At 61.5% G+C, this 11,964-nt stretch carries 10 protein-coding genes; 9 read left to right on the top strand and 1 reads right to left on the bottom strand.

Features of this window, described 5'->3' with window-relative positions; genetic code table 11:
- Positions 1-11: 11 nt before the first annotated feature.
- From E4P43_RS07445 to E4P43_RS07415, 7 genes are all read left to right on the top strand, one after another.
- Positions 12-836 carry a hypothetical protein gene (locus E4P43_RS07445; RefSeq protein ID WP_135144799.1) on the top strand — a complete coding sequence of 275 codons (825 nt, stop codon included), beginning with the start codon at positions 12-14 and terminating at the stop codon, positions 834-836.
- Between the two features lie 11 nt (positions 837-847).
- Complete coding sequence (locus E4P43_RS07440; protein WP_167759107.1) at positions 848-2,080, top strand: MFS transporter; 1,233 nt, start codon at positions 848-850, stop codon at positions 2,078-2,080.
- Positions 2,081-2,203: 123 nt separating this feature from the next.
- Positions 2,204-3,454: an FAD-binding oxidoreductase gene (locus tag E4P43_RS07435; protein ID WP_167759106.1), complete on the top strand. Its 1,251-nt coding sequence runs from the start codon at positions 2,204-2,206 to the stop codon at positions 3,452-3,454.
- 68 nt (positions 3,455-3,522) lie between these two features.
- Positions 3,523-4,551 (top strand): hypothetical protein, encoded by a 1,029-nt coding sequence (locus tag E4P43_RS07430; protein WP_135144794.1) that lies wholly within the window; start codon positions 3,523-3,525, stop codon positions 4,549-4,551.
- Positions 4,548-5,741, top strand: a complete 1,194-nt coding sequence (locus E4P43_RS07425) for an acyl-CoA dehydrogenase family protein (RefSeq protein ID WP_167759105.1) — start codon at positions 4,548-4,550, stop codon at positions 5,739-5,741. Before E4P43_RS07430 ends, E4P43_RS07425 begins: the two co-directional genes overlap by 4 nt.
- On the top strand, positions 5,741-6,706 hold the full coding sequence (locus E4P43_RS07420) for a phosphotransferase (protein WP_135144791.1): 966 nt from the start codon (positions 5,741-5,743) through the stop codon (positions 6,704-6,706). Before E4P43_RS07425 ends, E4P43_RS07420 begins: the two co-directional genes overlap by 1 nt.
- Before the next feature lie 149 nt (positions 6,707-6,855).
- Positions 6,856-7,566: a hypothetical protein gene (locus E4P43_RS07415; protein ID WP_135144789.1), complete on the top strand. Its 711-nt coding sequence runs from the start codon at positions 6,856-6,858 to the stop codon at positions 7,564-7,566.
- A gap of 74 nt (positions 7,567-7,640) precedes the next feature.
- Here E4P43_RS07415 and E4P43_RS20455 read toward each other — a convergent pair whose 3' ends face one another.
- On the bottom strand, positions 7,641-8,339 hold the full coding sequence (locus E4P43_RS20455; protein ID WP_245158989.1) for a hypothetical protein: 699 nt from the start codon (positions 8,337-8,339) through the stop codon (positions 7,641-7,643).
- Positions 8,340-8,393: 54 nt separating this feature from the next.
- Here E4P43_RS20455 and E4P43_RS07400 point away from each other — a divergent pair, with 54 nt between their 5' ends.
- Together E4P43_RS07400 and E4P43_RS07395 are read left to right on the top strand one after the other, a co-directional pair.
- Complete coding sequence (locus E4P43_RS07400) at positions 8,394-10,043, top strand: carbamoyltransferase N-terminal domain-containing protein (protein WP_135144784.1); 1,650 nt, start codon at positions 8,394-8,396, stop codon at positions 10,041-10,043.
- Between the two features lie 54 nt (positions 10,044-10,097).
- A complete protein-coding gene (locus tag E4P43_RS07395) occupies positions 10,098-11,141 on the top strand; it encodes a pyruvate kinase (protein WP_167759104.1) in 1,044 nt (347 codons plus the stop codon).
- Positions 11,142-11,964: the final 823 nt, after the last annotated feature.

Below are 11,964 nucleotides of genomic sequence, written 5' to 3'. Positions count from 1 at the left end.
GGAAGGTATCAATGGCGTACCATCGCGGATCTGCTTCAGTTTCAAACTCGGCACTGGACGACCTTGTCCGTATCGGGGAGCGGGCTGCCGAGGGCATCGACCCCACATGTACCGTATTTATCAGCGGGTCCTTAGTAGAGGGCATCGGCAACGAATCCTCAGACCTGGACGTCTTCATCATCGACCGCCCGTCATCTGAGCCGCAAGCTAAGCCTAATGCGGGCTATGACATGGGCGACTTCTCCATGAATCTGCAGTACGTCGACAAGACGCGCCTCGATATCGAAACTTGGTCGCGAACGAAGGTTCAGCAGGTGACCGAGGCCATTAGGTCATGTGACCTCGAAGACGTGGCGGCGGCTGTCGCGGTCCCCACTAGCTTCATCGACATGGCTCACCGCATTCGCATCGGTGTGCCCATTCAACGTCCCGAGGACTTCCAGCTGATCCAGGCGGCGGTCCCTAGTGACCGGCTGGCCCGCCTGGTTGCGAATCGCTTCTTGGTGGACTATTTCGGACTGTCCGAAGACGCAGTTGGAGCGATCGCTGAGGGCGACTACGGCACCGCAATGCTGACGTCTCAGTGGACGCTAGGCGCCGCCGTCGATGCGTTTTGTGCCAGTAAAGGGCATACGAATCCCAAGCCGAAGTGGCGGTTCGCAAAACTACGTGCGTTGGGCGAGACGGTGATCGCCGAGAGATACCTCGAGGTGGGCTTGGACCGGTCCGCCGCACCCGTCGACGTCTTGGCGACCTCGAAGCGTCGGCTGCGTACTGCCGCGGAGATCGTGCAGAGCGTTCAAGACAACTTCCTTGCTAACCGCGTGGCGAGTTGACGGGACGCGGCGTGGTATCGGTATCTTCCGCTGGGCTCGGCAATGACTTTCGTCGGTACTGGGCGGGTGCGAGTGCATCCCTCATCGGGTCAGAGATCACGACCTTCCTGCTTCCAGTTATCGCGGCAGCCACCCTCGGCGCCAGTCCGGTCGAGATGAGCCTGCTGGTGGCCGCTGGGATCGTGCCGAACCTTGCGGCGCCGCTATTCGCTGGCCCCCTCGTCGACCGCGGCTCAAAACGGCGCCTCCTGCTCGCCACAGATTTCGCACGCGCAGCACTGCTTGCCATGGTTGTTGCCTTGTGGGCAGCGGACCTGCTCGGCATCGGCACATTAATCCTCGCCGCACTCGCGTTGGGATTGTGTTCGGTCGTCGCTGACGTCGGCTATGTCGCTTGGGTGCCGGCCCTGGTCCCTTCCGATGCACTAACCAAGGCGAATGGACGCCTTGAGGCATCGCGGTCGGTTTCGCAAGTTGCGGGCCCTGGACTGGGCGGGCTCCTGCTCCAACTGGTCTCCGCGCCTCTGGCGCTGTTGCTGGACGTCGCTTCATATCTCTTCTCTGCCTGGACGCTCCTCCTTATCAAGGTCGCTGAGGCCGTGCCCGACCGCGCCTCCACGGGCGCCGGGGCCTACGTGCGTCAAGTGGCTGAGGGCTTCGCTGGCGTCACTCGTATACCTGCGGTGCGGCTCCTTGCAATCGGCAGCGGCGGCTTCAACTTCTTCGCTGGCGCTGCGGGCTCGATAGCCGTCCTGTTCGTTCTTCGAACGCTAGAGGTGTCGCCGACGGTCTACGGCATTGCCTTGGGCCTTGGAGCTGTTGGTGGCGTTGTCGGCGCCTCGGTCGCCAACAGGGCTCAGACGCGGTTCGGTGTCAGAATCGCTCTCTCCTCGGCGCTGGCACTCGCTGGAGCTGGTGAACTTATTCTGGCTTTGAGTCCCGAAGGGCCCTGGGTACCCGTCGTCTTCCTCTTCACGGCGCAACTGGTGGCGTCGTTGGCGATCACGGTTTACCTGGTTCTGGGCATCACCATGCGGCAGCATGCCATTCCAAAGCCGATGATCGGTCGAGTATTCGCCTCCATGCGCGTCATCAGCCGGGGACCTATGTTGGTGGGCGCGCTAATGGGCGGGTGGCTCGCAGAAGCGACATCGCTGAGGACTGTCCTAATCGTTGCCGCCACCGGGCAGGTATTGGTCGGCCTCGGCGTCATCCTAGCCCGCCGCAGCTTCCCGGAGAGGTAGGTGTCGACCGCCTGCTGAGTCGATGGCCCTGGCCACTGTGCGGATGTACTCCTCTAGATACGCTCGAAGGTGAGACCACGTATGGAACGCGATGCCCGTCCCGGTGCCTTCTCCGCTCGCGGCGTGGTCTCCGTCGTCGAGCCGGAATGCCTTGAAGACGTGCGAGACGCGCTGCGCGACGCAGAAGCCCGCAAGGTCCCCGTCTACCCGGTAAGCACCGGGTTCAACTGGGGGTTCGGGACGGACGCCCCAGCGCAAAGTGGCCAAGCCCTTCTAAGGCTCCACAAAATGAACAAGGTGCGGCGCATCGATCTGGATCAAGGATGGGCGGTTATCGAGCCCGGTGTCTCTCAGGGCCAGTTGGCGGAGGCCCTGACGGGCAGCGACTTCCTGCTCAACGTGACCGCGTCTTCGCAGCACACCAGTGTTCTTGGGAATGCTTTGGACCGCGGCGTTGGCGTGCGCCGGCAGCGGACGGACGACGTTCTCGGCTTAGAAGTCGTGCTATCTGACGGGGACGTCTGCCGCGCGGGCTTCTGGCCAAGGGGTGACCAAACGGCTCACTACCGGCATGGTGTTGGTCCGTCCCTTCTGGAGCTCTTCCCACAAGGAAACCTGGGTGTGGTGACGGCTGCGGTGGTAGGGCTTATCCCCGTACCTGAGCGCATGTACTGTCTGCGTCTCCGCTTCGATGCTGATCGCCTGCCCCGCGTCGTCCGTTGGATCGCGCGCTACCAGCGGCAAGGCACCACCGCTGGTGTCATAAAAATCTATAATGAGGCCGCGATCGAAGTCTATGGCGGCATGCGCTCGGCGGCCTACACGATGTACGTCTGTATTGAGGGCACCGCAGAAGTGGCCGACGTAAAAACGAGAACGATTCTTGAGGGCGCCCGCGATGCCTGCCTATTCAGTGAGGCGCTTGTGCTGCCGTCGGATACAGACGAGATGACGGTGCCCGAAGCGGCATTAGTGCGTTCATATGCCGGCGATCCTCGTGGAAACGATGCGATGATCGATGCCGTGTTCGGATGCCCCGCCCGGGACGTGGAAACCCACAGCCGTTTCGGGTGGGCGTTCGTCACCCCGATGGTCCCTTTCTCGCCGGAAGGGCTTGGGCCCGCACTAGAAGTCTTGGGCGCCGCTGAGGAGTCAGACGGCATCACGATCGGTCACACAATCAATGTGTTGCCCAGCGGCTACGTCGACCTTGTGGTGGCCCTCCGATTCGAACGGTCGACGGCGACAGCGGCAACCGTGCGTCGCCTTCTAGATCAACTGCATGAAGGTTTCGGGCTCCGCCGCCTCAGCCCGTACCGCCTCGATATTGATCACATGCACCTGGCAGCGTCTATCCGTGCCGACCCGGTGTAGGAACGGTTGTTGCGGGGTCTGAAAGATCTGTTCGATCCTCGTGGCCTTATCGCGCCAGGAAGGTACCTATGACCATGCCACTCTCGGCAACTAGCCCATGCTCAGGACTGACTAGGCCGTTCTCCTTCACGCATCTGACTTCGGTTGGGCAGCTTGAGTACGGCGACATTGTCGGCATCTTCGACCGCATCGACGAGGTGCAACAGCCGTCAGGACACGCGGCAATCCAGGACTGCATGGCGGGAAAGGTGCTTGGCGTTGCCTTCTTCCAACCGAGCACCCGCACTCGCCTCGGGTTCGAGACTGCTGCGCATCGCCTCGGGGGACGCGTCGTGGGCTTTTCTGACATCGCCAGCACCAGATCGGTTCACTACACCGGTGAGTCTATTGAGGACGCGACACAGGTGCTGGCCGCCTACTCGGACATCATTGTCATGCGCCACTTCGTTGCCGGCGCGGCGGCCCGGGCCGCCGAAGTCTCCACTGTGCCGATAATCAATGGCGGCGACGGGAGCAATGAGCATCCAACGCAAGCGATTACAGATGCGTGGCTGATGGACAGAACGCTCCGCGGCCTGAGCGGAAGAACGGTCGCCTTGATCGGCGATCCGGGGACACGGGTGCTGCGCTCGCTGGCCGCAATATTGGCCCGCCTGGGAGTCGAGCGCCTCCTCTTCATGACGCCGGATAGTGTCACGGACAATAGTGACAATGGTGGTCCGAGAGGTGCACGACTGCCGGAAGATGTCGAAACGGAGCTGGCACGGTTCCCGGTTAGGATCGAGTACTGCGCTGATGTACGAGACGTCCTGTGTGAAGCCGACGCACTCGAGATGCTTCCCGCACGCATCCCGTCGCTCGAGGCGGACCCGAGAACCCTGAGGGGCAACGCACTGGCCACGCATGAGAAGTACCGGGTCACTCGCGAGAAAATCGAGTCGACCAAGTCGAGGACCCTGGTCTTTCATCCTGGCCCGCGCTCTGATGAGCTCCACGAGGACACAGACAGCATGCCGAACAGTATGTATTGGCAGCAGGTGCGTGCATCAGTACATTGCCGGATGGCGCTGATGGCAGGGATGGTGTCAGGCGAGTGACTGAACCCAGCGTGGTTGAGCCGAGCAGCCTCGTCGGTGTCCCCGGCCGGACCTTTACAACCATTCTAAGTCGAGCGCAAGCGCTCCACGGGAGCATCCGGGAGTCCGGGGCACAGGCCGAGTCTGAGCGGCATCTTCCCAGTGCGCTGGTCGCTCAGCTTCGGGAGACCGGCGTCTTCAGTTGTGCAGTACCGGCGGAATGGGGCGGCGCCGATCTCACGTCTGCCGAACAGACGCGGATTATCGAGGCGCTGTCGCGCGCAGACGTCTCGGTGGGCTGGTGCGTCATGATTGGCATGGACTCTGGCATCTACGCCCGCTATCTTTCCCCAGAGGCGGCCCGCGCGATCTTTCGTTCGCCAGACCTCATCACGGCCGGTCAGGTGGCGCCCTTGGGCCGCGGCGAGCCAGTCGACGGCGGATATCTCGTGAACGGCGATTGGCGGTTCGCTAGCGGTAGCAATCATGCGGATGTGATGGCTGCAGGGTTCCGAGTCGCTGAGTCTGCTGGCGGAGTGCCTGCTGAAAAGGGTACCTGGAAGGTCCTGCTCGCGAAGCCTGAACAGTTTGAGTTCATTGACTCGTGGTATTCGACTGGGCTTGCGGGAACGGGCAGTCGTGACTACGTGGCGCGCGACTTGTTTGTACCGGCGGGACACGTGATCTCCTTTGAGCGACCAGTACACCCGGGCATCCTCACGAGGCGTTCCGATGCGCTAGTCCGAAAAATGGCAGGCGTCGCCCTGGGGGCCGGCCGGGCCGCGCTTGACGTCGCCTATTCGCTGGCCGAGGGAAAGGGTGGCACGGCGAACGCGTCGGCAAGGGCCGGAACGCCACGAGCCCGGCGGGTGGTCGCGGAGTGCGAGTTGCAGCTGTCTGCGGCGCGGGCCCTGGTGTATGGGTCGTTGGACGAGCAGTGGGAGCACCTGTTGAAAGGTGAGAAGCTCGGCGTCGCTGCTCGCGCTCGCGCCGCGTTGTCTCGCTACAACGCTTTTCGTTCCGCGCGGCAGGTCATCGAGGAGGTCTACGACCTCGTGGGTGGCGCTGCGGTCTATAGCAGCCGAACCCCACTGGACCGCCTCCTCAGAGACATCGTCACAGCCTGCCAGCACGTCGTCGCTCAACACCAGATGATCGACTGGGTGGGCGAATTGCTGTCTGGGCAGGAACCAGACACGGCCTTCATCTGATGCGTAAGTTCGAGGCGCTAGGCCAGTCGCTGTGGCGCGAAGCGCCATGGTTGCGTGAGTGCGAGTTCCGGCCCTACCCGGACACTCCGACACAATGGGCGCGCACCTTCCTGGTTCGTCGAGCATCGGGTCGTCCGGCAGCGGTGCTCCGAAAGATCAACCTCTCAAGGGTTACCGCGTCTGACGTGCGTGCAGAGTTCGAAGTGGCGGCGCGACTGGGCCGCGAACAACTCGGGCCCGCGGTGATCGCGGCGGATACAGCGGCGGGGGAACTGCTGATGGCGCACATCGACGCTCAGTCGGCCGTACGGCCGAACCGCTCCATTGTCGCCGAAGCTGCCCGCGTCTTGCGCCAGCTTCATGCTGTCGCGCCCGATGAGGCACTCGCTCTGCACAAGAGCAAGCGGCGCGTAGGGATCGACAGAATCCGGGGTGAGGTCGGCGCCAGTCCGGAACTGCGACGCTACCAGATCGGAATGCGTGCTTACGACGACTTGCGGGGGAAGCTCTCCCGAGGGCGAGGTATAAGGGCTCTTTGTCATAACGATCTCAATCCGACCAACATGTTGGTCAGTCGTGACCGTGTTTGGTTGATTGACTTCGATCATGTGGGAATGGGAGATGTCTTCTTTGACGTTGCCACCGCGGCGGGAGCGCTGCAGTTGACGAGCGACGCGGCAGGCAACTTCCTTGAAGATTACCTGGGACGCACCGCGACGGCTGATGAAATGACTCGATTCCGCGGCATGTCGCGCCTGGTGCTCCTCCGTTATGGATTGGACACGCTCAGCTTGATTACCGGTTGCCGGCGGCGCGCCGTACAACAAGCGGAGGACTATCCCCTCGGGGTGCCGTTTGTGTTCGATCGTTTGCCCGGTGAAGAGCTCGATGCTGCTGTCGCGCGCTTGAGCAGAGCATTTCTGGAGGCTGGCATCGCGGCTCACTGGTCGGAAGGCGGTAGATAGGTGCTTCGCCATCTGACGCTAACCCGCAACCCTCAGGCTAGGACGGTCGGCGCGGGTGGATTGACCGGGCGCCCGTCCCATGCGCGCCACGGCACACTCGGATGGTGCGGCGCTGTCTGGGTTGAATGTCTAGGGCAAGGGAGTCGGGCATGAGCGGCGCAATCATTCCGGGGGTATTACTGGAAGGATTGAACTATGCAGGTAAAACAAGCGCTGCCCATGGGTTAGCGGCCGAGTGCGCTCGTCGCAACGTCGCACACCGCATGAGTCGCTGCTTTGTTACCCCATCAATTCACACGGAGGCGCTCCACCAGGCAGCCTTCGCAAGTCTGAGTCCAGACATCCCCGACAGGTTCCCGGACCCAGACTTCGTGTACGCCTTTAACGCTTTGCGCTCCGCTGAGATGATTTCTGACGCGGCGGAGACGCGGCGACTTGGGATCCCCGAGGGCTATATCCATATCCAGGACCGGAACTGGCTCACGCAGTTCTGTCACAACGAGTTCTTTACGCCGCGAGAGAACTTCTTATCGAGGGGGTGGCGTGAGCACGGAGCGACGCGCTTTGCAGTCCAAGTATTCCTAACGTGTGGACCGGTGGAGCGTGCACGCAGGGCGCAAGCCCGGTCGGGCGGGGAAACACACCAGCTAAATCGCTACTTCCGTGCCAACCTGGATGCCTTTCCCGCAATGGAGGCGCTCGCGCTGGGCGAGGTGGGGCAGGATCCAGACTGGGAGATTATCGAAACGGATGAGCTATCGACTGAGCAAATCGTGCAGCATGTCCTCGAACGGCTCGAGAACCGCCTGCCCCTGCAGACGACATCATCATCCGCAACTGCTGTGGAAGGGATGGCTTAGTGGCCAAAGAGGTTGAGCGGAAGTTTCTTGTTCAGGGAGATTCGTGGCGGTCTGGTGTCACGCGCAGACTCTCCTTATGCCAGGGCTACCTCTCGGTCGGAGCGGACTGCAGTGTCCGGGTCCGCTTCGATGGGGAACACGGGTTCCTGACGGTGAAAGGCCGCCGCCAAGGACACACTCGCGAAGAGTACGAGTACCAAATCGATGCCGATGAAGCCCGCACCATGATCGACCGGCTTTGCGGCGGCCGGCGGGTCGCGAAGGTTCGTCACTTCGTTCCCTTCGGTGTGTGGACAATCGTCGTAGATGAGTACGAAGACGAAAACGCAGGACTCGTGCTCGCGGAGCTCGAGCTCGATGTCGCAGCAGCGTGGCCAGAGACTTGGCCGGAGTGGATCGGAGCCGAGGTCACCGACGATGACCGCTTCTACAATGCCCATCTGAGCTCTTCGCCATTCGGATCCTGGTCTTAAGCGCAGTCGGCTAAGGCCAACCCCAGCAGATTGGACGGAATCATGCCCGCCATTGAGTTCATTGGATATTCGCATGAGGATGCGAAAGATCGAATCGAGCGCTATTCGGATCTCTTCAGGCATCTTGACTACCGAGATGACTTCATCTTCATCCTCACCGGGGACACGACTGTCATCGGCTTGAACGGAATCGAGCAGCCGTTGGTGCGTGTGCGGTCCCGTTACCCGGAACGCATCGTTGAGACGGTCGATATCTTGCGACCGTATGAGGATGTTGAAACGTTGATGATTCAGTTCCACCCGAAACTTCCCTGAACAACTCCTCAACAATGTAAACCTGTACTGGGAGAAGCTGTGATCATCTGCGGAGTCAAGACAACACACGACGGTGCCGTCGCTTTGATCGATGATGGCAAGCTGATCTTCTCCATCGAAATGGAGAAGCTCGACAACAATGAGCGTTATTCGAAGATCGAGGATCTCGATATAGTCTTCAAGCTGATCGAGGAGCACGGCTACTCGCCCGCGGATGTCGACCAGTTCGTACTGGACGGCTGGCACAAGACGCATAAGGTGCGACAGTGGGCGGGGCAGGAGGCAGAGATAGTCCTCGCCCCCTATCGTCGTGGCCTTATCTCGGACGATCTGTTCGGAAGTTATCCGCACACCGTATTCGACCTGACTTACCAGAGCTATACGCACTACGCGGGGCATGTCGCCTCGGGCTACTGCACGAGCCCCTTCGCGGTCCGGGGCGAGGATGCACTTGTCCTCGCTTGGGATGCCTGGATGTTTCCCATGCTGTACAGGATCAACGCAGAGTCGGGTGGCGCAGAGACGCTTGGTGCCGTCCTGCCGCTTATTGGAGACGTGTACCACCGCGTCGGTCGACACTTTCCGCCGTTCGATCGTAAGATCGAATTCCCCCACGTGCTTGGGCTTGCCGGCAAGATCATGGCATATATCGCACTTGGGAGGCCTCGTGACGACGTCATTGCTGAGCTTGCGCGCTTGACCGATGCGCTAGTCGATCAGCATATCGGGCCAGATTGGCAGACTAACGACAGGCGGCTGCAAGTAGATGCAGGCGTCCGGATCCTCGAAGGCATAGAACGCGACCTTCGCCTGGATGGTGTGAGCGGAGCCGACGCGCTCGCCTCACTGCATCAGTTCCTGCAGGACCGACTGCTGGCGGGACTGCAGGAACTGTCCGCGCTGGAGGCGGCCGGAGGAATCCGCAATCTCTGTCTCGTTGGGGGGTGCGCTCTAAATATTAAGTGGAATAGCGCCATCCGCGACTCCGGGCTATTCGACGAGGTCTGGGTTCCGCCTTTCCCGAATGATTCGGGAAGCGCAATTGGAACGGCGTCGGTGGCTATGATGCAGCAGAGTCATCGGAGAAGTCTTGACTGGAATGTCTACTCCGGTCCCGCCTTGCGCCCGAGTGATCCTTTGCCGGGGTGGGTTGGCAAGGAGTGCTCGTTGAGGGGCCTGGCCGAGGTGTTGCATGCGTCGGGAGAGGCCGTTGTCTTCCTGAATGGCAAGGCGGAACTGGGCCCGCGGGCACTCGGAAACCGCAGTATCCTGGCGCCGGCGGGGAGTCCGCAAATGAAGGATGTGTTGAACGACATCAAGGAGCGCGAAGGTTACCGTCCGGTCGCGCCGATCTGCTTGGAGGATCGGGCGTCTGGGATCTTCGATCCCGGGACACCAGATCCCTATATGCTCTTTGACCATGCCGTTCGAGATGAATGGGCGGAACGTGTTCCAGCCATTCGGCACCTGGATGGTACGGCTCGGCTCCAAACGGTTACGAGTGAAAGCAACCCTGCTATAGCCGAATTGCTCGCCGCATACGAGGCGTTGTCAGGGATTCCGCTGCTTTGCAATACGAGCGCGAATCTCAAGAACTCGGGATTCTTCCCGGACGCTCGGAGTGCCATGGAGTGGGGGCGCACTCGGTACGTCTGGTCGGAGGGGACCCTGTATACGCGGCAAGACTAGTCGTGAAGTCGTCATGTCGTTCTGGAGTGTCCTGCGAAGTTGGATGGTTTACTCGTGACGAAAATCGTTATTACGGTCGGGCCGAACACTTCCACGCCCGAGAGTTGGCGCCAGATTATCGATTCGGGGGCTGACGCCTTCAGATTTCCTGCCTCGAAGTTCGGTGTCGACGTACTGACTGACCAAGCGTGGTCCGTCGCGAAGGAAGCCGACGGGCTTGGCGCGAAACTCGACCTACTCCTGGATCTGCCCGGGTCGAAGACGCGTTTAACCAACGACAATGGATTTCCCCTGGATCCGCAGCGGCCTGTGCGGGTCGCGTTCTCGCCGGAAGAGGCCGATCCACGGCTCGATCCGCCGCGGCTTGGGATCTCCGGTGGAGGCTTGGATGAAGTGGCGGTGGGTGATGTTCTTGTTACCGGGGACGGCGAGGAAGCTCTTGCCGTCGAGGCGGTCGCGGATGACCACTGCATCGCGCGGCCGTTAACGAGCGGCGAGCTGGGGCGCCGGCGCGGTGTGACCGTGTCCGGGCGGTCGAACGCCAGCGAGTCCCTGACCGCAGGTGATCGAGAGGGTCTGGAGACGCTCGGCGCTGCTCCGTTCACCGGTGTCATTGTCTCCTTCGTAGAGAGCGCCAAGACTGTCCGGGAGGTCAAGGAGTCTCTGGCGCGTTCGTTCGGCAATCGGCCGCCCCCGGCGGTCATCGCCAAGGTGGAAACGGCGGCCGGAATCGGCGCGATACAGGAAATCCTTGACGAGTCGGACGGCGTCCTGCTCGGTCGGGGAGACCTCCTCCTCGATGTCGGCCCAATTGAGTTCTATGACGCATGTCGATCGGTCTTGAAGGCCGCCGACAAGCAAGGTGTGCCGGCTATAGTCGGCACGCAACTGCTCGTCAGCTTGTCCAACACATGGCTACCTAATCGGTCCGAACTTGCGTACGTATCGCATCTGATCGAGAAGCGCGTGCATGGGCTTATGCTCTCGACGGAGACCACGGTGGGAAAGCATCCGACCCGCACGGTCGCCATGTTGTCGTCCTTGATTGAACGTTACGGCGCCGAATCGGGCCGGCTGCCTCTGTTCCGGGCCTCGTGATAGGGACGGGAACGGTGGTTGCGGGCGTACTCATCCGAGATGGCCGCCTGCTGCTGTGCCATCGGAGCAAGGGTCGGGTGCGGTACCCCGACTACTGGTCTCTTCCCGGTGGAAAAGTGGAGCCGGGGGAAAGCTCACGCGACGCTCTGCGACGGGAGCTGCGGGAAGAGATCGGCGTGGACGCCGCGATCTCGCGCGACGGGCCTCTTCAAGCCATACGTGATGACGCCTATGTGGTTGAGGCGTGGTTTGTGGATCAGTTTACTGGGGAGCCTGTGAATGCGGCACCAGAGGAGCATTCAGCGATCGCTTGGGTGGGGGCGGCGGAGCTGAAGTATTTGCGGTTAGCTCACCCAGAGCACTTATCCTTGCTGATTCGGACCTTGGAAGGGCGGTCTGGCACCCCGAGGCCCGGATAGAACTACCTGAATCCGACGGAGTCAACCCGGTCGTTCTGGCGAGGTCTTCCATCGTTGGCGATGATCCGCCCTCAACGTCCTACGACTACTGCGCTCCTAATCGTCGACCTCGAGGCCGCCGAGACTCGTTGCTTCGGAAGATTCGTGTTGGCACAGGAACCGGTGCTGCCGCAACCGGCCTCGGTCGGCCTCGCGGTCATCGAGGGCACCCTCGACAGCTCTGTGGGTCTCGGCGGTGGAGGGGTTGTCTCGGCTGCGACAGCTCGCCGGCCGCCCTGGGACTGCTGCACGAGTAGGTGACATCTGATCTGTGGTGCCGTGAGGCGCCGCTGGAAGGATGTTCACCGTGCCCAAGCCCTACCCCAAGGAGTTCCGCGACGACGTCGTGAACGTTGCTCGCAACC

This window comes from Blastococcus sp. TF02A-35 (genome assembly GCF_004571075.1).
Classification (GTDB): domain Bacteria; phylum Actinomycetota; class Actinomycetes; order Mycobacteriales; family Geodermatophilaceae; genus Blastococcus.
The sequence above is the reverse complement of the archived record's forward strand: the minus strand, read 5'-3'. Positions and strand labels throughout refer to the sequence as shown.

Bases quoted from the DNA above. Each gene is read 5' to 3' on its own strand.
- E4P43_RS07420 (WP_135144791.1), top strand. From the start codon at position 5,741: ATGCGTAAGTTCGAGGCGCTAGGCCAGTCGCTGTGGCGCGAAGCGCCA.
- E4P43_RS07430 (WP_135144794.1), top strand. From the start codon at position 3,523: ATGACCATGCCACTCTCGGCAACTAGCCCATGCTCAGGACTGACTAGG.
- E4P43_RS07415 (WP_135144789.1), top strand. From the start codon at position 6,856: ATGAGCGGCGCAATCATTCCGGGGGTATTACTGGAAGGATTGAACTAT.
- E4P43_RS07445 (WP_135144799.1), top strand. From the start codon at position 12: ATGGCGTACCATCGCGGATCTGCTTCAGTTTCAAACTCGGCACTGGAC.